Annotated in this window: 23 protein-coding genes; 10 read left to right on the top strand and 13 right to left on the bottom strand. The window is 59.8% G+C overall.

Translation table 11 applies throughout. The features are described from left to right. Positions 1-182: 182 nt before the first annotated feature. The 5 genes from EI290_RS13700 to EI290_RS13680 all read right to left on the bottom strand — a co-directional run bounded on the left by EI290_RS13700 (position 183) and on the right by EI290_RS13680 (position 3,933). Positions 183-743 (bottom strand): YeeE/YedE family protein, encoded by a 561-nt coding sequence (locus tag EI290_RS13700; RefSeq protein WP_185816994.1) that lies wholly within the window; start codon positions 741-743, stop codon positions 183-185. Between the two features lie 102 nt (positions 744-845). Continuing rightward, a complete protein-coding gene (locus tag EI290_RS13695) occupies positions 846-1,187 on the bottom strand; it encodes a rhodanese-like domain-containing protein (protein WP_125431338.1) in 342 nt (113 codons plus the stop codon). A gap of 103 nt (positions 1,188-1,290) precedes the next feature. Next, positions 1,291-2,646 carry an MBL fold metallo-hydrolase gene (locus EI290_RS13690; RefSeq protein WP_125431336.1) on the bottom strand — a complete coding sequence of 452 codons (1,356 nt, stop codon included), beginning with the start codon at positions 2,644-2,646 and terminating at the stop codon, positions 1,291-1,293. 91 nt (positions 2,647-2,737) lie between these two features. Then, positions 2,738-3,553 carry a sulfite exporter TauE/SafE family protein gene (locus EI290_RS13685; protein WP_125431333.1) on the bottom strand — a complete coding sequence of 272 codons (816 nt, stop codon included), beginning with the start codon at positions 3,551-3,553 and terminating at the stop codon, positions 2,738-2,740. Between the two features lie 62 nt (positions 3,554-3,615). Beyond that, positions 3,616-3,933: an ArsR/SmtB family transcription factor gene (locus tag EI290_RS13680; protein ID WP_246008955.1), complete on the bottom strand. Its 318-nt coding sequence runs from the start codon at positions 3,931-3,933 to the stop codon at positions 3,616-3,618. Between the two features lie 348 nt (positions 3,934-4,281). Here EI290_RS13680 and EI290_RS13675 point away from each other — a divergent pair, with 348 nt between their 5' ends. After that, positions 4,282-4,881, top strand: a complete 600-nt coding sequence (locus EI290_RS13675) for a TlpA family protein disulfide reductase (RefSeq protein WP_185816993.1) — start codon at positions 4,282-4,284, stop codon at positions 4,879-4,881. A gap of 381 nt (positions 4,882-5,262) precedes the next feature. Here the strand turns inward: EI290_RS13675 and EI290_RS13670 are convergent, their stop codons facing one another. From EI290_RS13670 to EI290_RS13660, 3 genes are all read right to left on the bottom strand, one after another. Then, complete coding sequence (locus EI290_RS13670) at positions 5,263-5,700, bottom strand: PepSY-like domain-containing protein (RefSeq protein ID WP_125431330.1); 438 nt, start codon at positions 5,698-5,700, stop codon at positions 5,263-5,265. Positions 5,701-6,020: 320 nt separating this feature from the next. Further along, the gene (locus EI290_RS13665) at positions 6,021-7,319 is read right to left on the bottom strand and encodes a sensor histidine kinase (protein ID WP_125431327.1); all 1,299 of its coding nucleotides are present in this window, start codon (positions 7,317-7,319) and stop codon (positions 6,021-6,023) included. Beyond that, the gene (locus EI290_RS13660) at positions 7,316-7,993 is read right to left on the bottom strand and encodes a response regulator transcription factor (RefSeq protein ID WP_125431324.1); all 678 of its coding nucleotides are present in this window, start codon (positions 7,991-7,993) and stop codon (positions 7,316-7,318) included. Before EI290_RS13660 ends, EI290_RS13665 begins: the two co-directional genes overlap by 4 nt. Positions 7,994-8,558: 565 nt before the next feature. On the opposite strand from EI290_RS13660, the gene EI290_RS13655 reads away from it, so the two are divergent. Next, positions 8,559-9,122, top strand: coding sequence for a hypothetical protein (locus tag EI290_RS13655; RefSeq protein WP_125431321.1), 564 nt, complete (start codon positions 8,559-8,561; stop codon positions 9,120-9,122). Positions 9,123-9,475: 353 nt separating this feature from the next. Further along, the gene (locus tag EI290_RS13650; RefSeq protein WP_185816992.1) at positions 9,476-12,301 is read left to right on the top strand and encodes a PA14 domain-containing protein; all 2,826 of its coding nucleotides are present in this window, start codon (positions 9,476-9,478) and stop codon (positions 12,299-12,301) included. A gap of 98 nt (positions 12,302-12,399) precedes the next feature. Here EI290_RS13650 and EI290_RS13645 read toward each other — a convergent pair whose 3' ends face one another. Beyond that, positions 12,400-13,110, bottom strand: coding sequence for a head GIN domain-containing protein (locus tag EI290_RS13645; RefSeq protein ID WP_125431315.1), 711 nt, complete (start codon positions 13,108-13,110; stop codon positions 12,400-12,402). A 216-nt stretch (positions 13,111-13,326) separates the two neighbouring features. Beyond that, positions 13,327-13,746 carry a winged helix-turn-helix transcriptional regulator gene (locus tag EI290_RS13640; RefSeq protein ID WP_125431312.1) on the bottom strand — a complete coding sequence of 140 codons (420 nt, stop codon included), beginning with the start codon at positions 13,744-13,746 and terminating at the stop codon, positions 13,327-13,329. Between the two features lie 202 nt (positions 13,747-13,948). On the opposite strand from EI290_RS13640, the gene EI290_RS13635 reads away from it, so the two are divergent. Further along, positions 13,949-14,863, top strand: a complete 915-nt coding sequence (locus EI290_RS13635) for an NmrA family NAD(P)-binding protein (protein ID WP_125431309.1) — start codon at positions 13,949-13,951, stop codon at positions 14,861-14,863. Between the two features lie 106 nt (positions 14,864-14,969). Continuing rightward, positions 14,970-15,440 (top strand): nuclear transport factor 2 family protein, encoded by a 471-nt coding sequence (locus EI290_RS13630; protein WP_125431306.1) that lies wholly within the window; start codon positions 14,970-14,972, stop codon positions 15,438-15,440. A 273-nt stretch (positions 15,441-15,713) separates the two neighbouring features. Here the strand turns inward: EI290_RS13630 and EI290_RS13625 are convergent, their stop codons facing one another. Further along, positions 15,714-17,771, bottom strand: coding sequence for a M13 family metallopeptidase (locus EI290_RS13625; protein WP_125431303.1), 2,058 nt, complete (start codon positions 17,769-17,771; stop codon positions 15,714-15,716). Between the two features lie 96 nt (positions 17,772-17,867). On the opposite strand from EI290_RS13625, the gene EI290_RS13620 reads away from it, so the two are divergent. After that, on the top strand, positions 17,868-18,302 hold the full coding sequence (locus EI290_RS13620) for a hypothetical protein (protein WP_125431298.1): 435 nt from the start codon (positions 17,868-17,870) through the stop codon (positions 18,300-18,302). Between the two features lie 208 nt (positions 18,303-18,510). Continuing rightward, positions 18,511-18,918 carry an alternative ribosome rescue aminoacyl-tRNA hydrolase ArfB gene (gene arfB / locus EI290_RS13615; protein ID WP_125431295.1) on the top strand — a complete coding sequence of 136 codons (408 nt, stop codon included), beginning with the start codon at positions 18,511-18,513 and terminating at the stop codon, positions 18,916-18,918. A 62-nt stretch (positions 18,919-18,980) separates the two neighbouring features. Here arfB and EI290_RS13610 read toward each other — a convergent pair whose 3' ends face one another. Further along, positions 18,981-19,679 (bottom strand): hypothetical protein, encoded by a 699-nt coding sequence (locus tag EI290_RS13610; protein ID WP_125431292.1) that lies wholly within the window; start codon positions 19,677-19,679, stop codon positions 18,981-18,983. Positions 19,680-19,751: 72 nt separating this feature from the next. Further along, positions 19,752-21,134, bottom strand: a complete 1,383-nt coding sequence (mgtE, locus tag EI290_RS13605; RefSeq protein ID WP_125431289.1) for a magnesium transporter — start codon at positions 21,132-21,134, stop codon at positions 19,752-19,754. Between the two features lie 264 nt (positions 21,135-21,398). On the opposite strand from mgtE, the gene EI290_RS13600 reads away from it, so the two are divergent. The 3 genes from EI290_RS13600 (at position 21,399) to EI290_RS13590 (ending at position 25,109) form a co-directional block, all read left to right on the top strand. After that, positions 21,399-22,241: a cyanophycinase gene (locus EI290_RS13600; protein ID WP_125431286.1), complete on the top strand. Its 843-nt coding sequence runs from the start codon at positions 21,399-21,401 to the stop codon at positions 22,239-22,241. A gap of 147 nt (positions 22,242-22,388) precedes the next feature. After that, positions 22,389-23,642 carry an OmpP1/FadL family transporter gene (locus tag EI290_RS13595; protein WP_125431283.1) on the top strand — a complete coding sequence of 418 codons (1,254 nt, stop codon included), beginning with the start codon at positions 22,389-22,391 and terminating at the stop codon, positions 23,640-23,642. Between the two features lie 27 nt (positions 23,643-23,669). Beyond that, the gene (locus EI290_RS13590) at positions 23,670-25,109 is read left to right on the top strand and encodes a G-D-S-L family lipolytic protein (RefSeq protein WP_125431280.1); all 1,440 of its coding nucleotides are present in this window, start codon (positions 23,670-23,672) and stop codon (positions 25,107-25,109) included. The last annotated feature ends 124 nt before the right edge of the window (positions 25,110-25,233 follow it).

The following is a 25,233-nucleotide window of genomic DNA, read 5'->3' as shown; positions in this document are numbered from 1 at the left end:
ACCTGGGCCGGCCCGGCATAGAAGCGGCTTTCGTGGAGTACCAGGCCTGACTCCTGGTTTCCGGGCAAGTGCAGTCCGGCAAATTCATGGGCCAGATCGGCTGGCTTGTAAGGCAGTTCTGCTGCCTGGGGGCCGCCCCCGGCCACGCCCAGCTGCCGGGGGCTAAAAGGAGGACAGGCTGGTTAAAACAGCATCGGGTAGAATACCCACGTCATGAGCAGGCCACCCACAAAGAAGCCGATGACGGCTACCAGTGACACCCACTGCAGGTTGGAAAGGCCCGAAATAGCGTGGCCCGAGGTGCAGCCTCCGGCGTAGCGCGTACCAAAACCCACCAGGAAGCCGCCCAGCACCAGAAACACCCAGCCTTTCCAGTTGGAAAGGTTTTCCAGCGCAAACAACTCTTTGGGTAACAGGCCCGAGAAATCGGTCAGGTGCAGCTGCGCTTTCAGGTCGCGTACCGTTTCCGTAGAAATGGCAACGGCATCGGGGTGGCCCAGCAAGTGGTAGCCAATAAAACCGCCAATACCGATGCCCAGCACAAAAAACAGGTTCCAAAGCTCGGTCCGCCAGTTATAAGTCAGGAAGGGGATGCCGGCAGGCACGCAGGCGGCGCATATGTGCCGCAGCGAGGAGCTGATACCCAGGGCTTTGTTGCCTATCAGCAGCAGGGCGGGCACAGTCAGCCCAATCAGGGGGCCCGCCACGTACCAGGGCCAAGGCTGGCGAAGTAACTCAAGCATAAAAAGCAGTCAAAGAAAAACACTAGGAAAAAAGGACGCCCGTGAGCGGCGGCAACTGGAGGGAAAAGCCCCGGAAAGCGCCACCCGCAGAAGCCACAGACCTTACTGCCGGACCAGCTTTTCGGGCCAGTCCAGTACACCGCCCAGCAGGTTGGCAACCTGCTCAAATCCGGCTGTGGTAAGCTGGCTGGCGGCGTTGGCCGAGCGGGCGCCGCTGCGGCAGTACACGTACAGCGGCCTGGTTTTATCCAGGGCCGCCACGCGCTGGGCGAAGCCGGGCGCAGTAACGTCGATGTTTATGGCTCCGGGCAGGTGGCCACCGGCAAACTCATCGGGGCGGCGCACATCCAGCAGCACCGCGCCGGGCTGGCGCAGTGCCTGCGCAAACTGGGTGGGAGTGAGATTTTGATACGCGGGCGTACTGCCCTGGAACAAACCAAACATGGCAAAAAGAAAAAGCAACTGGGTAAGAGGAAACCTGAAACAAGCCCGTTGGGCAACCGGAGCGCCGCCATATGCGGCGGCGCTCCGGTTGGCCGGCTGGGGGTTAGTGCTGGGCAGCTGCGGACTGGAAGGACTTGACCGCCTCGCCCAGGTCCAGCACCGGGGTGCCGGGCAGGGCCGGGGCCACAATGCTGCTGCCCGCGGCCGAGCGGTAACCGCCGGCACAATGCACTACCACTGGCTTGTCGGTAGGAATTTCGGTAGCCCGCTCCCGGAGCTCAGGCAGCGGAATGCTGAGGGAACCGGCAAACAGGGGCTCGTCGCGGTGCTCCGTGGCAGAGCGGATATCCACAATGGTATACTGCCCGGGATGCTGGCGAAACTGTTCCACGTCCAGCTTCGGCAGCGTAGCTTCCGCAGAAGGTGAGCCCACCAGGGCACCCTTAATCAGGGTTTCGTAGCCGATTTTAGCCGTTTTCTGGATCAAATCTTCCAGCGTGGCCTCATCGGCACCCACCAGGTAAAACGGCTCCTCAGGACCAATAATCGAGCCCAGCCAGGTTTCAAATTTGCCGCCCTGCTGAATGTTGAAGGCACCTGCCACGTGGCCCTTCTTGAACTCGGCTTCAGGACGGGTGTCAACCACTACTACACCAGGCGCCAGCGGGGCATTGGCGGCCAGCCGCTTCACCTGCTGCACGCTGGGTGCGTAGGCCGGGGCCCCGGCTTTGTTCAGGGCCACATCGTGGCCGAAATACTTGGGAATGAAAGGCTGGTCCTGGAGCAGCTCCTGCACGAATGCCTCTTCGCTGAGCTCCCGCAGCATGGGGTTGCCAAACTTCTCGTCGGCCATAGTGCTGCTGCTGGCCCCGCTCAGGGCCTTACCACAGAGGCTACCCGCCCCGTGGGCCGGGTATACGAGCACCTCGCCGGCCAGGGGCATAAGCTTGTTGCGCAGCGAGTGGTACATCTGCCGGGCCAGCTCTTCACGTTTGGCGGTGAGGTTGCCGGCGCTTTCGCGCAGGTCGGGGCGGCCTACATCCCCGATGAAAAGTGTGTCACCGGTGAATACGGCCACATCCTGGCCTTCGCGGCTGAGCACGATGCTGATGGAATCGGGCGAGTGACCGGGCGTGTTCAGGGCACGAAAGGTAAGCTTGCCGCTGGTAAAGGAGTCGCCTTCGTCAAACGCCTCATGCGGGTAGTCGGCTCCCAGTAGCTTACTCACGCGGATAACGGCCCCGGTAGTTTGGGCCAGCTCCAGGTGGCTGCTCACAAAGTCGGCGTGGGGGTGGGTTTCAATAACGCTGATAATTTTGGCGTCGTGGGCCTGGGCGTAGTCGTAGTAGGGCTGGGGGTTGCGGGCTGGGTCGATGAGCACGATTTCGCGGGCACACTCGCTGAAAATGGCGTAAGAGAAATGAGCCAGGCCCTTGTCTTCGAACTGTTCGATTTTCATGACGGGAAGCGGTTGGATGGTGAGTGGAAGCGGAAAAAGAGGATAAGCAGGGGTGAGCAGGGCACACAAGAAATACGGGGGAGCCAGTTACTCAGGGCGCGAAAACCATCTCTCGGAGCAGAATAAACCCGCCCATGGCCAGGATAAACCAGCCAAAGGCCGGCTTAAGCCTGGCCCCCGGAATGAAGCGGGCCAGGTAGGTGCCCGCCACAATGCCGGCTAAGGCAAAGGCCAGGAAACCGAGCAGAAAATTCCAGGCAATGGGAGTGCCCGCGCTGATATCTCCGGTAAAACCAATCAGTGAGTTCAGCGCAATAATGGCCAGAGAGGTGCCTACGGCCAGTTTCATGGGCAGGCGGGCACCCAGTACCAGGGCCGGAATAATCAGGAAGCCCCCGCCCGCTCCCACAAAGCCTGTAAGCGTGCCTACCACTAAGCCAATGCCCAGAATCAGGGGATACCTGAAGGTGTGCTGTTGGTGCAGCTCTTCGGCAAGTACCTCCTCGGCCTGCTTGCTGCGAATCATGGAGGTAGCGGCCACCACCATCAGTACGGCAAAGGCCACCAGCACCAGCCGGTCTTTGGTGAACACAAGATGGCCGATGGTAAACAGCTCATGCGGAATGGCGGGCATCAGCAGCTTGCGCACGGCAAACACGGCCAGCAAGGAAGGAAGCAGGAAAACAATGGCCGTCTTCAGCGAGACTAGCCCCTTGCGGAAGTAGCCCGAAGCGCCCACGACCGAGGTAGTGCCCACCACGAACAGCGAATAGGCCGTACTCAGCACCGGACTCACGCCCATCAGGTACACCAGCACCGGCACGGTAAGAATGGAGCCGCCCCCGCCCAGTATGCCGAGGGAAAGGCCAATGAAAATGGCCGCAAAGTAGCCGAGATAGTATAGCATGAATGAACGTATGTAGTTATGAAAAGGTGTTCATGTATTTTCGAAAAAAAAAGCAGCTTTCCTTACAGGAACGTGCAGCCGGCCAGGCACTGAATCACATCAACTACCTCACGCATCTTCAGCGCATAGAAGATGTTTTTGCCGTCGCGGTGGGAGCTCAGAATACCTTTCAGTTTCATGCCCGTCAGGTGATGGGAAAGCAAGCTCTGCTCTACGCTGAGCTTTTCACTGATGTCCGTCACCGACAGGCTCTCGTGGTTGGACAGCAGCTGCACAATGGCAATGCGCGTAGGATGGGCCGTAGTTTTCAGAATAAAGGCCACCTTCTCCATCTTCTCAGTGGTCAGGTTCAGATCGGGGGAGGTGGTTGTCGGGGCCATAAGATGTTGCAAATATATGATCATTTATTCATGTATACGAATTTATCCCTTTCTTTGGTTCCGAAATATTCCACATTCTCCTGCCGGCTCTCCTCCTGCTGGTAGTATTGCCAACTCAATGCGCATTTCGGGTTCCGTGGCCTTGGGCTCTCCACGGCTGCCAGCCGCATCGGGCGGTTGTCTGCAGTGCCAACCCCTTCATGCAGTTGGCTGGTGAGCTGCTACGCAAAGCCGCCGGGTGGTCAGTTAACGGCCAGCGCCCCAGGGTAGTGCAAACGAAGCGCGCTCAAGTCAGATACATGAACGTTTTTTCATTTGTTGGGTGTTGCCGGCATACATTCTTTGCCTATGAACCGTAAAAATCTGTTGCAGTGGTTGCCCTTGGCCATATTGGCCCTTGTTCTGTTTAGCCCGCTACGTACGCCGGTGCTGGGCGCCCTGCAGCGCGGCCTGCTGGCTACGGGCTTGTGGAAAGCAGATGCGCCTGTAGCTGCCTCATCCCCGGCGGCGGCCCCTGCTGTACCAACGGGTAGCAATGGGTATCCGCATAACCTGCCCTTAACCACGCTCGACGGGAAGTCGGTTAACCTGCGGGATTTAAAAGGCAAGGTGGTATTCGTGAATCTGTGGGCCAGCTGGTGTCCGCCCTGCGTAGCTGAGATGCCCGGCATCCAGGCTCTCTATACCAAAGTGGACCCCCGGAAGGTAGCATTCGTCATGATTTCCCTGGATGAGAATCCGGCCAAGGCGCAGGCTATGCTCAGGCGCCAGAACTACACGTTTCCGGTGTATTTCCCCGCCGGTCCGCTGGCACCGCCCTTCGATTCTAACTCGATTCCTTCCACGATTATTCTGGACCCGGATGGGCAGGTAGCCGCCCGCCATGATGGAATGGCCGAGTATGATACCCCGGAGTTTAAGGCAGCCCTGGAAAAGCTGGCCCACTGAGCTTTGCTGGCAGCCTACACTCTCCCCTCACATCTGCCCCTGCTACACCCGCAGGGTTGGGGAAAGTGCAGACTGGCGGCAAGCAGCCGGTTATCCGGCACCCTGGAATCTGCCGCTGATGGTGCCTCGACATGATGGGGTAGCAGCTCTCCGGACGCCCACCTGCGTTACTGTATTGCCCGGGGCATTAGGTAGGTTTCATTAACCCCAACCCAGGCCGACGCACCGTATTGATATGCAGCCGGTGAGGCGACTGGGGCTGCGTCACGCTGCATCCGGGCGTGGCAATCAGCTGATTATTTGGGAGGAGAAGCCTGTCCCTCTGGACCGCCCAGGCCACACAGTGCAGTACGGCCTGGGCAGTCCGGAGGGCCGGCCACGCTATTGTTTTACTTCCCGGCCGTCGGCATCAAAGAGCAGATCCATCTTTTGGCCGTTTCTTGTTACTTCGGCCTCGTATGTAGTGGCGCCCGTGCCGGCCGTTACAATTTTGGCCGCTTCCGTGACTTTATAGGTAGGGTAGGCGCGGGTCAGCCGGTCCCGCACGGCGGGCGGCAGTTGCGAAGGAGGTAATTCCGATTCAGTTTCCAACAGCTTACCGCCAGCACTCAGCAAGGCCGACATTGACACGAGGCCCTGCCTGAAGCCGGCTTCGTACTTGTCACCTTCCTTTTCCCATTCTACTTTCCTGACCTGAGGAAATGTTTGTTTAAATCCCGCTACAACAGCCGCGGGAACCTGAGCGGCGTTCAGTTTCTGGGCCCGGGCGGGGGCCGCCAACGCCAGCGCGAAGGCAGCCAACACGAGATACTGTTTCATGAGAGTGTTTTGCAAAGTGAATAGCCGAAACTACTCCCCGTTTCTGTCGATATTCTGAAATCAGGAACCATCCGCAAAAAAGGAGGCTGCCCGTACCCGTCCAGCTCCCATGGCCTTGGCCGCGTAGCGGGGCCGCCGCATAGTCGGGCTTTTTAGCCGACAGCTCGGGACCAAATGGTGCGCTTATTCCGGCTCCTGTGCCCACCTGCCCAGTGAAATTCTGCGGGCGGAACGGGCAGAGTGCCTGGCAGAAAGTGCTATAGCTGCCGCAACTTGGCTGGCTGGTAGCCGGCAACACCGGCCGATGCAGGTGCGCTGCCTTATCCGGCGGCCGGCGGTGCTGCCGGAGCCGGTACGGTGGTTGGTGGCGTAAACTCAACCCGCAGCGTGTGCAGGCTTGTTTCCGGCTCGAAATAATAGCGGGCCGCAAAGCCGTAATACTGGCAGATTTGCTGCACAATTGACAAACCCAGACCCGGCGAATCGGAGGCTGCATTGTGTTTGCGGAAACGCTCGAAAAAGCGGGCCGGGTCGCCGCTGACCATGGGGCCCGTATTGCACACCTCCAGGTGCGTTGGGGTCAGGGTCAGGTCGATAGTGCCGCCCCGGTGGTTGTGCTTGATGGCATTCTGCAATAAGTTATGCACCAGCGAGTCGGCCAGGCCGGGGTGCATGTGCAGGGCTGGTACCCCATGAATGTGGGTGCGTAAGCGTACGTGCCGTACCTCGGCCAACGACTCAAATTGCGCTGTTTTTTCGGCCACCAGTTGATCCAGCTTCACCGGGGTGGCATCTGCAAACTGGTGGTTTTCGATTTTGCTGAGCAGCGTGAGGGCCTGGTGCAGGCGCGAAAGGCGTAGCGTGGCCCCGTACAGCTCCGATACCAGGGTAGCCAGCACCGGGTTTTCCAGTTCCGGGAGTTGCAGCATCTGCTCCAGCTGGGCCTGCATGATGGCCAGTGGGGTTTGGGTTTCATGGGCGGCGTTGGCCGTAAATTCCCGCATGGCCTCATACTCAGCTACCAGCCGGTGGCTCAGCAAAGTCAGGGCCTGGTTGAGTTCGGCAAACTCATCGGTGCTCGTTGGCGGAAACGACAGGACCTGATCCTGCTGTACGCCGTAGTTGCGCAATACCTCCAGCGTGGTGCGAAACGGTGCCCACAGCCACTGCCCCAGCCACCGGTTCAGCAGAACAACGCCCAGGAGCAGCAGCCCCAGTACGCTCACCATCACCCCCAGCACCACCGCCAGCACATCTTCGGTTTCTACCAATGACTTGCGCAGCGTCACCCAAACCAGTTGCCCCTGTACCCGCAACGGAAACGTAAGCTGGCGGTGTGGTACCATTTCCTGTTCCTGCGGGTCCAGCAGCAGCGTATCGGCGTAGCCAACGCGCCGGGGCCGGGCACTTACTGCCATCTGGTACTCGAAAGGGGAAGTGGGTAGGTCGGCCCCACGTTGTACGCGCCGTTGCAGATATACCTGCCGGTTGAACAGCTGCTCCTCTACTTCGTGCTGCAAGGCACCATACAGCCCATAGTAGAGCAACGCGCTGGCCGCCACAAACAGTACCGTAGTCAGCAGCAGGTAATAGCGGTTGGTTTTGGTTAGTAGCTTCACTCGGTGCTGAGTTTATAGCCTACCCCGTACATGGTACGGATATAGTTGTCGGCTCCTTTTTCCTGCAGCTTTTTGCGCAGGTTTTTCAGGTGAGTGTAAATAAAGTCAAATGAGTCGGCGCTATCCACGGCATCTCCGCACAAGTGCTCGGCAATTGCTTCCTTGGTGAGCACCCGGTTGGGGTTGGCCAATAGAAACAGCAACAAGTCATATTCCTTGCGCGTGAGCACCAGCGGCTGCTCCCGCACAAATACCTCGGCCTGCTCGGGCCATACCAGCAGGTCGCGGAAGGCAATGTGGTGGCTGCCCTGAAACTGGCGCCGTCGAATAATGGCCCGCAGCCGCGCGTTCAGCTCGGCCAAATGAAAGGGCTTGGTCAGGTAATCGTCGGCGCCCAGGTCCAGGCCCACAAGCCGGTCGTCGAGGGCCGCGCGGGCCGAAATAATAAGTACGCCGGCGCGGGAGCCGTCGGCCTTTAACTCCCGCAGAAGGTTCAGCCCGTTGCCGTCGGGTAACGTCAGATCCAGCACTACGCAGTCGTACTGATAAAGCTTGACCTTCTCCAGCGCCTGCTGATAGTTGCCGGCTACTTCGCACACGTACCCCCCCTGCCGCAGGTAGTCGACCAGGGTGTTGCGCAGGGCCACTTCGTCCTCAATCAGCAGCAGTTTCATAGGGAGCAGAACGGGGCGCGCCTACGTTGGCTAACCCGCTGGGGCGAAATAAGCACCCAAAATCTGAAGCAAATCTGGTGGGCTGGTTTCCCCTGGGCAGCGGCCAAAACACGCCGCCTAGCTCACAGGCAAGTAACAACTTCCGCCACGTCCGGCAGCGCCGTGCCCCTATGCGTTGCACGGTGCGCTACTACTTCCTGAACGGCGGCTAAATTTGTAGCACTGGATTTGCTAGCGCGCACCCGGCGTGAGGAAGAAAAACAGCTCCGGACCTCGGGCAGGCCTGTAAGCAGACCTTTCTGTCGGGGTACTTCCTCGGCCCGATGCAAGGCCCACTTCCTGCGCAGCTGGGGTAGTACTCCCGCCTTTCACCCCTAAGGAGAAAGAACGGGAGTAATGCTGCTGGTTGAGTAGGGGGGCAGAAGCTGGTTCCGGCCTCGGCCTCTTACCGCCTCTGGTACCTTGGGTTACTGCTTGTCAGTAAAATATTGCGCTGATTTTCAGGTTAGTCCGTGACCGGGGCCATATGGCATTCCAACCAACTCAAACCGCTTTTTATACAAGTATGATGCTTCCCTTTGCGCTGCGCATAATTAGGCTGCTGGTTGTGCTGGCGGTGAGTGGGGCCGGGCTGGCTCCGGCTGCCCAGGCTCAGAAATACCACACGGCCGCTGGCCTGCGCCTGGGCAAAAACAACTACGGCCTCACCGTTCAGCAGAAAATCTTCAACAAGACCACGCTGGAAGGGTTGGGCCTGGTGGGCTCCCGGGAAGTAAGCGCCACGCTGCTGGCCGAGCGGCACTTTGGCATTCTGGGCCCTAGTCTTAACTACTACCTGGGAGCAGGTGGCCATTTGGGCAGAAACAAAGATACCGGCGGTTTTGGCGGCTTCGATGCGCTGGCCGGCGTGGAGTACAAAGTAGCTTTTATTCCCCTGGTGCTCAGCCTGGATGTTAAACCAACCGTGGAAATCAACTCCGCCGATTGGGCTCGTTTCCCAACGGCGTTTTCTATCCGGTACGTGCTTATCAAGGATAAGTCGAGTGTATTCGACGGGCTGTTCGGGGATGGTAAAAAGAAGAAAGCTAAACCCCGTTCCGGCCCCCGCAAAGGGTTGTTCGACTGGTAGGCTCACGCGCCCGGGTTTGTCCCGCAGGTAACATGGTTACGCCTAGCTCCGGTGCCCGCACCGGGGCTTTTTTTATGTATGTACAGAAGTAAGGACGTATGAAAAAGATGCGAGGCACACGCCTGGTGGGCTGGGCAGTGTGGCCGCTGGTAACTACACGTAACCAGGAATAATGAAACCTTGCTTGTTTAATTAATACAATTAAAAATAAAATATTTGCAATAATCAAAAATCCTCTTACATTTATTAGTAGGAATTGTATTGTCTTAATTATATAAAATCATCCTAAGATGAAAAACTGCTCTACTTTCGAGAAGTGGCTTCGGCTTGGATGGGTACTAGCCATAGCATGGATGTTGTCAGTGAGTCAGGTACTGGCGCAGCCAGGCACTTGCACAGGCACCGATCCTGGTGGAACTGCCGCCGCCAATGGTCTGTACGCAGAGTACTTCAGCGGGTATTTTGAGGATACGCCGTCCTTTTTCTCTGACAACAGCAACCCGCCCGGCCTGGTGCGCACGGAAGCGGACGTAAACTTTGCCAGCAGTAGCAGCTTTGGCAATCTGCTGCCGGTGGCCGGCGGTACAGCCCAGGACCCCGACCGGTTCAGTGTCCGTCTGCGGGGAAGCATATACATTGCCACGGCCGGCAGCTATACCTTCCACCTCACCGCCGACGATGCCGCCTACCTCTGGCTGGATAACTCGGCTCTGGCCCTGCCCCCCGACATCGGCAGTGCACTGATTGACAACGGGGGGCGCCACGCGGCGCTTACCCGCTCGGTTACGGTAACGCTGGCCACCGGCCGCCACAATGTGCTCATACTGTACGGGGAGGACTGCTGCGACAATGCACTGGTGTGGGAATATGAGGGGCCTGGAATTGCGCGCCAGGTAGTACCCACCACGACATTGTGCACTGCCGTGGTGCCCTTGCCGCCCGCCCCCCAGGGCATCAGCTACAGTCCGGCCAGCAAAGCCCTGCCTACCGGAGCCAGTGGCAGCTCCGGGGCACCCACCGTGCAGGATGGGGGCTCCCCCGTAACGGGGTTTGCGCTGGGCAATGCCAGCAGCCTGCCCGCTGGTATCAGCATTGATGCTGCCACGGGCATATTAACGGCTGCGGCCACGGTGCCCCAGGGTACATATAATGTAGATGTGGCCGTTCGTAACGCCAACGGTACCAGTACTTTCAGCAATGTATTTCAGTTCCGGGTTACGGCCCCGCTGCCCGGCGGCTGCGGGGGCACCGACCCCGCCGGGCAGCCCACCTCTGCCGGGCTGTACGCGGAATATTACAGCGGCTATTTTGCCGATGATGCTGCCTTCTTTACAAATGCCACGCCGGGGTTAGTCCGGACGGATGTGCAGGTCAATTTTCCGGATAACGACAGCTTTGGCAATCTGCTGCCGGTGGCAAGCGGCACAGCCCAGGACCCCGACGAATTCAGCCTTCGCCTGCGGGGAAGCATATACATTGCCACGGCCGGCAGCTATACCTTCTACCTCACCGCCGACGATGCCGCCTACCTCTGGCTGGATAACCCGGCCTTGGCCTCGCCCCCCGTGCGCACCGATGCTGCCATTGACAATGGTGGGTATCACCCGGCCGTTACTCAGGCCGTTACCCTCACCCTAACGGCCGGCCTCCACAACCTGCTGCTGCTGTACGGCGACAATGGGTTTGGTAACAGTCTGGTGCTGGAGTACGAGAGTGTTAGCCTGGGCATTGCCCGGCAGGTGGTGCCCGGCAGTATGTTCTGCACCTCCGTGCAGGCCCCTATACCGGTAGCCTCTGCCCTCAGCTACTCGCCTAAAGTACTACGGGTGCTGGTAGGTTCGGCTGCTACCTCGGCTTCTCCTACCGTTACCAGTGCCTCACCGGTAACGGCGTATGCGCTCAGCAATGCGGCTGCTCTGCCGGCTGGTATCGGCATTAACACCAGTACAGGCCAGATAAGCCTGGATACCACCGTACCCGAAGACACGTACTCGCTGGATGTTTCGGCCCGCAATGCGGGGGGGGTAGCCGTGTTTGCCCGTTCCCTTACCGTGCAGGTAATTCCGCCGGCACCCTCGGGCTGCTCCGGCCTGGATGGAGGGGGTAAGCCCGCTTCATCAGGATTATTTGCCGAGTATTTCCCAGGGTATTTTAATGATGATCCGGCCTTCTTTTCGACGGCCTCGCCCACTCAGAGCCGTAACGTGCAGGTACTGAATTTTGGCAGTCCCGAAAGCTGGGGCGACCTGACCGGCGCTGCCAGTGGTACCCCCCAGGACCCCGACGGGTTCAGTGCCCGCTTCAAAGGCCGCATTAACATTACCACAGCCGGTACTTACACCTTCTACCTCACCGCCGACGACGGCGCATTCATGTGGCTGGATAATGCTGCCCTGGCTACTACGCCTACTCTGGCCTCTGCCCTGATTCAGAACGGTGGCCAGCACCCGCCTACCACCGTAGCGGCCACGGTTACCCTGTCGGCCGGCCTCCACGATATACTGGTGCTGTACGGGGAAAGTGTGGGCCTCAACGAGCTACAGCTGGAGTACGCCAGCACCGATGCCGGCGTGCCCCGGCAGCTGCTGCCTGCTACCGGCTTGTGCTCCTCCAGCTCCAACGCTCCGTTGCCCGTTACGCTTACCAGGTTTAGCGCCACCTCTCAAAACACAATGGTGGCGGTATTCTGGGAAACGGCTCAGGAGCTGAACAGCGCCTATTTTGTAGTGGAGCGCTCTGCCAATGGGCAATTGTTTGAAACGGCAGGTCAAGTGGCCGCCGCGGGCACTACCCAGCAACAACAGCAGTATTCCTTTATCGACCACACCCCCCTATCGGGGCTGAGCTATTACCGCCTGCGGCAGGTAGACACCGATGGTTCGGTGCATTTTTCCTCGGTTGTGGCCGTGCAGGTTGTAAAGCAGGGTACAGCTGCCCGCGTGGTGCTCTCGCCCAACCCCAGCAAGGGGCAGCTGGTTGCCAGCCTGGAGCAGGAAATACCGGAAGCAGCAACCCTGGAAATCCTGGACATGCGCGGGCAGGTAGTACACCGGCAGCAGGTACCGGCCATTGCGTCGCAGCAGCTGCCCCTGAATCTTTCGTCCGTGCCGGTGGGCGTGTACATCGTCAGGCTGGTTACCGCACACGGTATTCTCATCCAGCGGCTGCTAATAGAATAGCGGCCGGCAGCTTACCGGCTACTTTCCTCTACATACAAAAAGCCCCTCTGCCTGCGCGGCCTGAGGGGCTTTTTGTATGTAGAGGAAAGTAGCCGGAGCTATTCGCGGTGGACACGCCCGCTACCGATTACCGAGCTTTTTACCTGCGGGTTGCCCGTCACATACACGTCGCCGGAGCCCACAATACTGGCTTCCAGGAGCTGGCTGGCCTGCAGGCGGCAGCTACCCGAACCACTGATGCTCACGCTGCAGGTTTTGCTTTGCAGCTTGGGAGCCTGCACGTCGCCCGAGCCACTCACGCTGATTTCCTGGGTGGGAGCCACGCCAGCCGCCTGAATAGAGCCGGAGCCGGAAAGCGCGGAGCTGATTTTATTGGCCGTAACGCTGCTGAGCATAATGCTGCCCGAGCCGCTAACAGCCAGGTCCAGCTGCTCCGCGGTAATGGCGTCGGTGGCTTTCAGGCTGCCCGAGCCGCTCACGGCCAGCGCCTTGATGGTAGGTACCGTTACGTACACGGTTACGGGTCCTTTGTACTTGTACCAGTTCATCCCGCTTTCCTTTTTGGTATTAATGCGCAGCTTGCCGTTGGAAACTACTGTTTCTAGGTGGGCCAGGTCTTCTGCTTCGCCTTCCACTTCCACCTTCTGCGGACTACCCTGGCGTAGCACCACTTTCATGGAGCCGCCCAGGCCAATTGCCGAAAAAGCACCAACCGTACGGGTTTCGCGGGTGGCTGCCACCCGGAAGGCCGACAGTACCACCAGCAGGGCCACTACAAAGCCAGACAACAGAAATCGGGTAGTTTTCATGATACAACAAGGGTGAAGGTGGATGTATAGTAAGTAAGATGAGCAGTACGGGGCAACCGTTGCCTGCTACGGCAAAATAGTAATCCTGCTGTCGGTTATCAGGCACCAGGCAGCTTAGCGCGTTAACCGGCTGCCGGGGGCTTTCCGTAGCCGGGGCTACTTGCACAGGGGGCCGGCGGCGTGCCTGGGTACAGCGCCGGCTATAGGAAGGTAGGCCTAGCGGTTCCGTTGGGCCGGGGGCAGGCTGGCCGGAAGTGGAGGGGCTCCGGTGCGGGTAAGGTAGCCCTGCCCCCAATTCACCAGCGCAGCCATCATGGGCTGCACGCGCTGGCCCTGCTCAGTGAGGGAGTACTCTACTTTGGGTGGTACCTGCTGGTACACCACCCGTTGCACAATACCATCCAGCTCCAACTCCCGTAGCTCTTGAATCAGCATCTTCTCCGTTATTTCCGGGAGCAGGCGGCGCAGCTCGCCGTAGCGGCGGGAGCCTTCAAAAAGGGTGCTCAGCACCAGCAGCTTCCACTTCCCGCCCAACACGTTGAGAGTGGTACGCACGGGGCAAAAATCAAAGGGGCCTAACTCGGCGTTACGCTGCCAAGCCGACTCAACGGTTTGCTGTTTGGTGAGTTTGCTCATATTTATTCTGGCTGATAATCAGCAATTCTGGTGAAAAAGTAGGTAGCCTACTTTTTAGTAGGTACTTGCTATTTGTAAAGGTAGTAGATTTCCTTTGTGCTGTACCAGCGCCGGAATTAGCCCACCAGAAAAGGAGGGTATCCGGGGCAGCGGGCCGCCGGAGTGGCGGCCGGTTTTTCTCTTTTTCCCCAACTCACTTCTTATGGCAAAGCATATTGTAGTAACCGGTGCTACCGGCAACATTGGTACCGTCCTCGTGCACACACTGCTGCAGCAGGGCCACCGCGTAACGGCCGTAGCCCGGCCCAGCTCCCGCCTCGATGCGCTGGCTCAGGCCGGGGCTACCACTCGTGCCGGCAACCTCCACGACGTGGCCTTCCTGACCGAAACCCTGCACGGAGCCGATGCCGCTTTCCTCATGATTCCGCCCAACGTAACGGCCCCCGATGTGCTGGAACATATGCGCCAGACCGGCGAGGCCATTGCCGAAGCCGTGCGGGCCTCAGGTTTGCGCCAGGCTGTGCACCTGAGTAGTATTGGGGCCGATTTGCCGGCCGGCACCGGGCCGGTAGTGGGTGTGCACCACCAGGAAGCCCGCCTCAACGCCATTGCAGGGCTGAGCGTACTGCACCTGCGGCCGGCCTACTTCATGGAAAATCTGCTGGCCAACATTGGCCTGATTCAGCACATGGGTATTGCCGGCTCGGCCATGCGGGCCGATTTGCGGTTCCCGCTGATTGCCACCCGCGACATTGCCGCCCGTGCCGCTGAGGCACTCCAGGCCGGCATTAGCGGCCAGAGCAGCCAGCTGCTGCTGGGAGCCCGCAACCATACCATGCAGGAGGTAACGGCCGCCCTGGGCGCGGCCATCGGCCGCCCCGGGCTGGCCTACGTGCAATTCCCGTACGACGACGCTAAAAAAGGGATGATGCAGGCCGGTCTGTCGGAGAGCATGGCCAGCCTCTACGACGAAATGACGCGCAATATGAATGAGGAGAAGGTGATGGTAAATGACGTGCGTACCCCGGAAGCTACCACGCCTACCACCATCGAGGAATTTGCCCGCACCGTGTTTGCCCCGGCCTTTCAGGGAGCCGCTGCCGCCCAGCCCGCGTAGGTACACGGTTAGCAGCCGCTAACTGCCCCGACTCGGTCCGTTCCGGAAAGAGTCGGGGCATTTTTGGGTAGCTTTAGCGGCCTTTACTTATGGGCCGCCTCGTTTTATGCATCCGCACCAGGAATTACTGCACCGCTTCTATCAGGCTTTTCAGCGCCGCGACTATGCCGGCATGGCCGCGTGCTACCACCCCGAAGCCACCTTCGAGGACGCCGCTTTCCAATTGAAAGGAGCCGAAATCGGGCAGATGTGGCGCATGCTCTGCGAGCGGGGCCGCGACCTGCGCCTGGCCTACAACGACGTGGCCGCCGACGAGCACGCCGGCCGCGCCACCTGGGATGCCCGCTACACCTTCTCGCAAACCCGCCGCAAGGTGCACAACCACATTCAGGCCCACTTCACCTTCCAGGACGGCCTCATCCGCACCCACCGCGACGAATTCAGCTTCTGGCGCTGGTCGCGGCAGGCGCTGGGGCCGGTGGGCTGGCTGCTGGGCTGGTCGGCGTTTCTGCAGAACAAAGTGCGCGCCACCGCCCGGCAGGGCCTGGAGCAGTTTATGGCCCGCCCGAAGCAGTAAGTGGACAGCGGTGCCCGCATGAAAGCACCCGCATCAATAGCACGTCATTCCGAGCTTGCCGAGGAATCTCGCGTGCTGACGTTGTGAGGGTAATCATTATGTAGAGGCTAGGCTTCCTGCTAGAATTGTTGAGTCATTGAGTTAGTTTGACAACATCAGCACGCGAGATTCCTCGGTAAGCTCGGAATGACGTGCTATATGCCGCAAGTGAAGCAAGAAAGGCTTTCTGCACTGCGCAGAAAGCCTTTCTTGCTTCATTTCTGATAAGTCAACCTACCAGATTTTCACCCGCGCCGAATCGGGGAGGTAGAGTTTCTGGCCGGGTTTTACGTTGAAGGCTTCGTAGAACTCGGGCACGTCGGCGAAGGGGCCGTTGATGCGGAACTGGGCCGGGGAGTGCACGTCGGTGAGGATGGCCTGGGCCAGGCGCTCGTCGCGCTGGTGGGTTTGCCAGCCCAGCGCGTAGCCCAGGAAATAGCGTTGGGTGGGCGTGAGGCCGCCAATCTTCTCGCCCTTCTTGTACTGCTCCGTCTTTTTGAAGGCATCCAGGGCAATGACGATGCCGCCCAGGTCGGCAATGTTTTCGCCGGCCGTGGCCTTGCCGTTGATGTGCAGCGAATCGAGCACCGTGTAGCCGTTGAACTGGCGCACGATGCCGTTTACGCGCTGCTGGAAGGCGGCCCGGTCCTTTTTGCTCCACCAGTTGCGCAAGTTGCCCTTCTCATCGAACTGACTGCCCTCGTCGTCGAAGCCGTGGGTCAGCTCGTGGCCGATGGTGCTGGCCCCGGCGTAGCCGTAGATAATGGCGTCGTCGGCGTTGGCGTCAATCAGGCCCGGAATAGCAAAAATGGCCGCCGGCAGCACAATTTCGTTGTTGCTGGGGTTGTAGTAGGCGTTGTAGGTCTGGGGCGTCATGCCCCACTCGGTGCGGTCCACGGGCTTGCCCAGCTTGCTGAGGTTGTAGCGGTAGGCCCACTCGTTGGCGCGCATCACGTTGGCGGCGTAGGAGCTGCGGTCCACTTTCAGGGTGGAGTAATCTTTCCACTTATCGGGGTAGCCTACTTTGCGCGTGATTTTGGTGAGCTTCGCCAGGGCCTTCTGCTTGGTGGAGTCGCTCATCCAGTCCAGCTTCTGGATATGCTCGCGGAAGGAGGCCACCACGTTTTCGGTGAGGTCCTCGTAGCGCTTCTTGGTGGCGGGGGTGAAGTATTCCTGCACGAACAGCTGGCCCAGGGCCTCGCCCATGGCGTTTTCCTCGGCGTCGAGCACGCGCTTCCAGCGGGGGCGCTGCTGCTTGGCACCTTGCAGCACGGTGCCGTAGAAGCGGAAATTCTCGTTATCGAAGTCCTGGCTGAGCGTGCTGGCAAAGGCGTGTACCAGCTGCCACTGCAGGTAAGCTTTCCAGTCGGCCAGGGGCGCGGTGGTGAGCAGGCGGCCGGCTTCGCGGTAAAACTCGGGCTGACCCACAATTACCGTATCTACCTTGGCAAGCTGCATCTGCGCCAGCCAGGGCTTCCAGCTGAGGCCGGGCGTGAGTTTATCCAGTCCTGAAACGGCCATCTTGTTGTAGTTGGCGTAGGGGTCGCGCAGGGCTTCGAGCTTGCGCGAGGAGGCCGCCAGCTTGGTTTCCAGCTGCACCACGCGCCGGGCATTGGCCTGGGCCGTGGCGGCATCCTGGCCCAGCAGCCCGAACATCTTCACGAGGTGACTATCGTACTCCTGCCGGATGTTTTTGGTGCGGGCGTCCTTGTTGAAGTAGTAGTCACGATTGGGCAGGCCCAGGCCCGACTGCCACAGCTGCAGGGCCATTTTGTCGCTGTTTTTGGCGTCCTGCCCCACGTAGTAGCCAATGAGGGCATTCACGCCCAGCGGCTGCAGGCGGGCAATGGCGGCCTGCACATCGGCTACCGACTGCATAGACTGAATTCGGTCCAGCTCCTGTTTCAGCGGCGCTATGCCCTGCTTGTTGATGGTGGCGCTGTCCATGCCCGTGGCCCAGAAGTCGCCGATTTTCTGCTGCACCGAGCCAGCGGCGGCGCTGGTTTTGGCGGCGTCCTCGTTGAGCTTGCGCAGGCGGGCGTACACCTCGTTCTGCACCTCTTTGCCGATGCCCCAGTTGCTTTCCGACGCCGGAATAGGGTGACTTTTAAACCAGGCCCCGTTGGCGTAACTGTAAAAATCGTCGCCGGGGCGCACGGTGGTATCCAGGTTGGCCTGGATGAGGTCGGGGCCAGTGGCCTGGGACTTGCCGCCGGGCTGGCAGGCGGTAAACACGAGGCCCAGCAGCGGGGCCGCCAGTAGCCAAGGCCGAAGAGTAGGGGAGAGGGTCATAGGGGAAATTTCGTCTAAGGGAGGACGAATGTAGCGCGAATGGGTTGTTTCGCGTAGCGGCAAGGACGCCGCCACCTCATCAGTCGTTGCCTGCCCATGAAACTCCCCCACCTGCTGCTGCTCAACTGTGCCGTGGCCGCCTACCTCACCGGCCTGATCTGGACGGTGCAGCTGGTGCATTACCCCGGTTTCGCCTATGTAGCCCCCGAAAAATTTGCGGCGTTCCATCAGCACCACACCCGCACCATGAGCTGGGTGGTGCTGGCCCCCATGGTGCTGGAGCTGGGCTTGGCCGGGTGGCTGGCCTGGGCCGCCCCGGAGCTGGGCCCGGCCCGCTGGGGGCAGCTGGGGCTGGTGCTGCTGATCTGGGCCAGCACGTTTCTCATCTCCGTACCTTTCCACAACCGCCTGGCCGCCCACGGTTACGACTACGTGGCCATCGACGGGCTGGTGCGCACCAACTGGCCCCGCACCCTGGCCTGGACCATCCGGAGCGGCCTGCTGGGCTGGCTGCTGTGGAAGATTTTGTAGCGCGAAGCCTTTGCTTCGCGTATCGTTGCAAAGTGGTTTGGCGCGGGCGTCCCAGGGCGGAAGCTCTGGGCTAGTCAGCGAAGAAACCAACGAAGTATAGCGCCTCTCCGTAGCCCAAGGCTTCCGCCCTGGGACGCCTGCGCCGCCACAATTACCAACTGTATACCGAGGCGCGAAGCAAAGGCTTCGCGCTACAACCTGCCTCACAATGCTTCCCGCCGCCGCCGATTTTTTGCCCGAACTTCAGTTTCAAACCAGCCGCAGCAGCGGGCCGGGCGGCCAGAATGTGAACAAAGTGGAAAGCCGGGTGGAACTGCGCTTCCGCCTGTTTGATTCCCAACTGCTCACCGACGAACAGAAGCAGACGCTGCTTCAGAAACTGGCGTCCAAGCTCACCACTGAAGGCGAGCTGCTGGTGGTGGCCCAGGAAGACCGGAGCCAGCTGCGCAACAAGGAAACCGCCTTGCGCAAATTCCACGAGCTGCTCAGCAAAGCCCTATACAAGCCCAAAGCCCGCCGCGCCACCAAGCCCAGCAAGGGCGCTGTGCGCCAGCGGCTGGAATCCAAGAAGAAGCACGGCGACAAAAAAGCCAACCGCGGCCGGGTGGATTTTTAGTTGGCAGTTGTTCGTTGCTAGCTGTCAGAACAAATTAGCAACTGACAACGAACAACTAACCACTAATTCAAATCCAGGCCAAAGAGCACACCAATCCAGGGGCGGTTTTGGTAAGCCCAATAGCGGGCATCGGGACCCAGTAAATGGTCGACGCCCGCGGCCAGACCAATGTTGAGCAAGCGGGCATCATAAATAAAGGCTGCCCCGCCGTGCAGCGTAAAGCCCTCGTAATCTGTTACGGCGTGCTGGCCAGTAAGGTCGGGGGTGATGATGCTGGAACCTAGCCCCCCGAACAGACCGTAGCCAAACCCGTTGCTGCGAATAAACGGCCGGGCCCGAAAAGGGGTAAGCCGCCGGTTGCGCAGCCGGTAAAAATCGAGGCGGCGCCCTACGTACAGAGCAGCATTAAAGTTGGTATTTAGCTGCACCGGAAACCCCTGGCGCGGAGGAAGCGCCTTAAACGGAATCGAGAAAATATCCAGGTCGAAGCTGCGGTGTAGCAGCCGCACCTCCTCAAGGCCCCGTAGCTGGTAGAGCAGCGTGGGCGGCACGGCCGCCGTGGTGGCCGGGGGGGTAAAGGCTAGGGTGTCGGTACGCTGCTGCACGTACATGCGGGGCATAGTCAGCTGTTGGCGCAGCGTATCGTTGCTGACTGCACGGATGGAGTAATAGCCATCGGGGAGCTGACTAAGCTGGGCAAACCGGGCGCAGCCGCTTAGGGCCACAGTAGCCACGCTGCTCACAATCAGGCGCTGCAACATACCTTTCTGTTTGTGATGAGGCAGCCGGGAGCACCCTCCGCCCGCTCTTCCTCACCAGATAGTTACTCTCTGCTACAGCAGTGTGCCGCTGAGAAACAGAGTGGCAAAGGAAAAATAAATTACCAGCCCCGTCACGTCTACCAGCGTAGCCACAAATGGTGCCGACGACGTGGCCGGGTCGAAGCCCAGCTTCTTGAGCAGCAAGGGTAGCATGGAGCCCGCCAGAGAGCCCCACAGCACAATACCCAGCAAGGAGAAGCTAACCGTAAGGCCAATCAGTGGCCAGTGCGTGCCGTAGTCCTTCAGGCCCGAGAGCTGCCACACCAGAATGCGCAGAAAGCCTACCAGCCCCAGAATACCACCCAACGCCAGCCCCGAAAAAATCTCCCGGCGCATTACCCGCCACCATTCACCAATGGTAATTTCTCCCAGGCTCATGGCCCGGATAATCAGCGAAGTGGCCTGGGAGCCAGCATTGCCGCCGGAGCTGATAATCAGGGGCACAAACAGCGCCAGAACCACTGCCTTCTCAATTTCTCCCTCAAAAAAGCCCATGGCCGTAGCCGTGAACATTTCACCCAGAAACAAAATAACCAGCCAGCCGGCCCGCTTCTGAATCATTTTGGGCAGGGCAATGGTCAGGTAGGGCTCATCCAGCGCCTCCGAGCCGCCCAGCTTCTGAATATCCTCCGTGTCTTCTTCCTCCCGGATGCTGAGAATGTCGTCGATGGTCACGATGCCGAACAGCACGCCCTCGTCGTTCACCACGGGTAGGGCTACCCGGTCGTTGCGCCGGAATACCTCAATGGCCTCCTCCTGGTCCTGCATGGCCGTAAGCTGCACGTAGCGCCGGTCCATCAGCTCACTCACGCGCTTCTGCGGGTCGGAAAGCAGAAACTCCCGGATGCGGATATCGTCAATCAGCACTCCCCGCTCGTCGGTCACGTACAGCACGCTTAGGGTTTCCGACTGCCCGCCGTGGCGGCGGATGTAGTCGAGCACCTGCTGCACCGTCCAGTTCTCCCGGATGGCAATGTAGTCGGGCGTCATCAGGCGGCCCACCGAGTACTCGGGGTAGCCCAGCAGCTCCAGCGTAACCTTGCGCTCTGGCTCCGACAGGGTCTGAATCAGCTCCCGCACCAGGTCGTCGGGCAGAAACTCCAGCAGCGCCGTCCGGTCGTCGGGCGACATTTCGTTGAGGATGTCCGAAATTTTATCCTGGGAGAGGTTGGCCAGGAAGTGCTTCTGAATGTCGAGGTCGAGATATTCGAACACCTCCGTGGCCAGCTGTAGGGGCAGCAGCCGGAAAATGATGAGCTGCTCCCGCTCCTCTTCCTGCTCCAGCAGCTCTACTACTTCGTTGGGCTCAAACGATTTGAGTGCCTCCTTGAGTTTGAAAAACTCGCCCTCCTGAATCAGGGACGTGATGTGGTCGGTAGTCGGGTGCTGATTCATGAACTACAAGAGGGGTGTTTTTTCGCTAGGCAAACGGGAGTTGGTGAGACGGCAAAAACCGGCGCGCAAAAGTAGCTGTTTCGGGCCCGGATTCCGTGCCCCGGCCCCAACTTTCTGCGCGGTCCGGAAGCCTATACGCGAAACTCAACCGTGCGGCTGGTTTGCTTCCCGGGCAGTTCGGGCTTCGGTGCAGGGTAACTGGGTAGGTTCGTTACCAAATACTGCCTGGCCCGTACATTTGGCCTACATTCCTTTTCGCCTGCTATGTCCCATACTTCTGCCGCGCCGCCGCTCGGTACGCTCGTTGCCCTTGGGGGTGGCGACGATGATGCCCTGCTGGCCTTGCTTTGCGACCTGCTGCCGAAGCCCGGGCTACCGGTCGAAATTATTACCGTAGCCTCCCGCGACGATACCCGCTCGGCCCGGGCCTACGAGCGGGCCCTGCACGAACTGGGGTGTACCGGAGCCCGCCACCTGCGCATCAGTGAGCACCACCCCGCCGATGCCCCCGACACCCTGCGCCGCCTGCGCCGGGCCAGTCTGGTATTCTTCTCCGGTGGCGACCAGGAGCGCATCACCGATTTTCTCTTGGGTACCGAGTTTCTGCGGGTGTTGCAGGAGCGGTATCAGCAGGAGCCGGAGTTTATCATTGCCGGTACCAGCGCCGGGGCCGCTGTGATGCCCGAATACATGGTGGTGCAGGGCTACGGCTGGCGGGCCCTGCGTAAGGGCGGGATGCTCACCAGCCACGGCCTGGGCCTGCTGCCCCGCCTGCTCATCGATCAGCATTTTGTGGAACGGGGCCGCTTCGGGCGGCTGGCTCACGCCTTGCTGGCCCATCCGATGTGCCTGGGGGTAGGCCTGGCCGAAGAAACCGGCGTGATTATCCGGCAGGGCCGCTACGCCGAAGTGTTCGGCGACGGGGTAGTGATGGTAGTAGATGGCCGCCACCTGCAGGGCAACAACCTGGGCCGCATCGGGCGGGGTGAGCCGGTAAGCGGCCAGAACTTTATTGTGCATCTGCTGGTGGCCGGGCAAGTGCTGGACCTGCACTCCCGGCAAATACCTGCCACAACAGAAGAGGAAACGGAAGCAACAAAGAGATGATGCGTCCGCTACGAGTAGTTACTGAGCAAGTACTCACAAACGCAAATTATCCAACGCAGAAATTTATTCGGCACGCCGAATAAACAAAGTCATTTTGCCTACATTTAGGGCATAAACCCCACAAATTCTCACTCACTCTTCTTTCGTATGAATCTAAAATCTCTACTCCTCGTGGGAGGGGCACTGCTCTCGGGCACGGCTGCTTCGGCGGGTGGCTTCCAGGTAACGCTGGCCGGGCAGAAGAACAACGGCATGGGCGGCGTAGGCGTAGGCCTTTCTCTGGACCAGGCCGCCATGTTCTACAACCCCGGTGCGCTGGCCATGGTGCGGGAGCGGGGCGTGCAGATCGGCGGCAACGTCACGCTGGCTCGCCAGTCGTTTCGGGGGCAGTTTGGCTCCGATGAGCGTACGCTGCGTAACAGCATTGTAACGCCCTTCAACCTGTACGCCGGCTTTGGGCCGGAGGAGGGCAAATGGCGCCTGGGTATTGCTGTATACACGCCTTTTGGCAGCAAGCTGCAGTACGCCAGCGGCTGGGAAGGCCGCTACAGCCTCACGGACATTGACCTGAAGTCGGTTTTTGTGCAGCCCACTGTCAGCTACGCCCTTACCGATCAGCTGAGCATTGGTGGTGGTCCCGTTATTTTGGCCTATGGTGCCGTAAACCTGCAGAAGGATATCAGCATCGGTAACTATCCGGATGGCCACGTGGAGCTGGACGGCAAGGCTGAAACCAAGGTCGGCTTCAATGCCGGGGTATTCTTCAAGCCTTCGGACAAGCTGAGCCTGGGCATCAGCTACCGCTCCCACATTGATGCGCAGGTAAAGGATGGTACGGTAACCATCACCAACACGCCTACCGCCCTGGCCTCGTCGTTTGCCGCCACCAAGTTCGACGTAACGCTGCCGCTGCCGGCTACCACCAGCCTTGGACTGGGCGTAATGCCCAACGACAAGCTGACCCTGGGCTTCGACGTAAACTTTGTGCAGTGGAGCCGCTACAAAACCCTGGATTTTACCTTCGATAAGAACCTGGGCACCAGCAACCAATCTACTTCCAAGCGCTACTACCAGGACGCCCTCACGTTCCGCCTGGGTGGACAGTACAAACTCACGGATGGCCTGACCGTGCGCGCCGGTGGTGCCTACGACAACACGCCGGTGAAGGATGGCTACGTAACGCCGGAAACGCCCGATGCTGACCGCGTAAGCGGCACGCTGGGAGCCACCTACTCCTTCGGCAAGTTTGGGGTGGATCTTTCGGCTCAGTACGTGAGCCTCAAGAAGCGCACCCAGACCCAGAATGATCTGCTGAACAATGGTACCTCGCTGGACCGCGTAGCGGGTACTTACAAGACGAACATTGTGATTCCCGGCATCGGCTTCAATTACAACTTCTAATTCCCACCTCTGCCTCTCCTCTTGTATATGAATACTTCTGCTCTGAAAAAGGCGCTGCCCGCGCTGGCGCTGCTGGGCCTGGCTGCCTGCCAGCCCGAGTTGGATGCTCCGGCTCCGGCTACCAGCGGCTCGGCCAACTTCACGCGCTACATTGCGGTGGGTAACTCGCTCACAGCGGGCTTTTCCGATGGTGGCCTCTACCTGGAAGGCCAACAGAACTCTTATCCCAACATTCTGGCCGGGCAATTCAAGCTGGCTGGTGGGGGCGACTTTGCCCAGCCCTTGTTTACGGATGCGCAGCGCAACGGCTCCGGCTACCTGCGTCTGGCCGGTTTCGATGCCAATGGCTCCCCCATTACGGCCCCGGTAACAACCAACCTGGCTATCCGGGGAGCCTCGCCCACTGGCGGTGCCCTGTACACCCGCTACGATGCAGCCGTGAACAACCTGGGGGTGCCCGGTATCCGGATGGACAACGTGCAGACGGTTGGGTACGGCAGCGTGGCCGGTAACCCTTACTTTGAGCGGATTACCCCCACTACCAATCCTCTGGAAACGTACTTCCAGCGCGTGAAGCGGGAAGCGGCTACGGCCACCTTCTTCACCTCCTGGCTGGGCAACAACGACGTGCTGGGCTACTCCACCAGCGGCGGCGCCTCCACGGCAGCCACCAACACCATCACCCGTACCGATACATTCGCGCTGAAAGCTACCCGCATTATTAATGTCCTGACGGCCGGGGGCGCAAAGGGTGTTATTGCCACTGTTCCGGATGTGTCGGGCATTCCGTTCTTCACGACGGTAGGGCCGCGTCTGCGCACCAACCTGAGCGCCGCAGGCGTACCGGGTCTGGTAATTACAACCGGCTCTGCTTTCGGTGGGCCAACCTCGGCTAACCGCAAAACCATTGCAGTGGCCGACATCCGGGACGCCGGTGGCAGTGGCCGCCAGCTGTTTACCCTTACCTCGTCGCCCTTCGTGGGCCTGATTGGCCGGCCCGGTGGGCGTGTATGGCGCTACCTCTACGCACAGTCGGGGCAGCCAGCGGCGGGCTTTCCTGCATTTCTGACGGCTTATGGTGTTGATACCACTAAAGCCCTGGGCGTAACGCCCGAAAATCCCTTCCCCAGCGCTTTTGTGCTGGATGATGTGGAGCAGGCAGCCGTGGCCACGGCTACGCTGGCATACAATACCACCCTGCGTAACCTGGCCGCTACCAGAGGCCTGGCGCTGTTCGATGCCAATACTTTTTTCAACCAGGTAGCTACCAGCGGCTTTGGTACCAACGGCGTGGCCAACACTGCCGGCTACATTTCGGGTAACCTGTTCTCGCTCGACGGCGTGCACCCCACGCCTCGGGGCTATGCAGTGGTGGCCAATGAAATGATTAAGGCCATCAACGCGCAGTACGGCGCTACACTGCCGTATGTGAACCCCAATACCTACCGGGGCGTAACGCTGCCCTAAGTAGCCATACAGAAGTAAGCGTATAGTGCGCAATTGGTAGCTTGCGGCATGCGACGACCTGCCACCGAGTTGAGTTCGGAAGAAGTGACGTGTTTGGAAGCGTGCAGTCAGCACGGACCGCACC

This window comes from Hymenobacter metallilatus, from assembly GCF_003944705.1.
Lineage (GTDB): Bacteria > Bacteroidota > Bacteroidia > Cytophagales > Hymenobacteraceae > Hymenobacter > Hymenobacter metallilatus.
The sequence above is the reverse complement of the archived record's forward strand: the minus strand, read 5'-3'. Positions and strand labels throughout refer to the sequence as shown.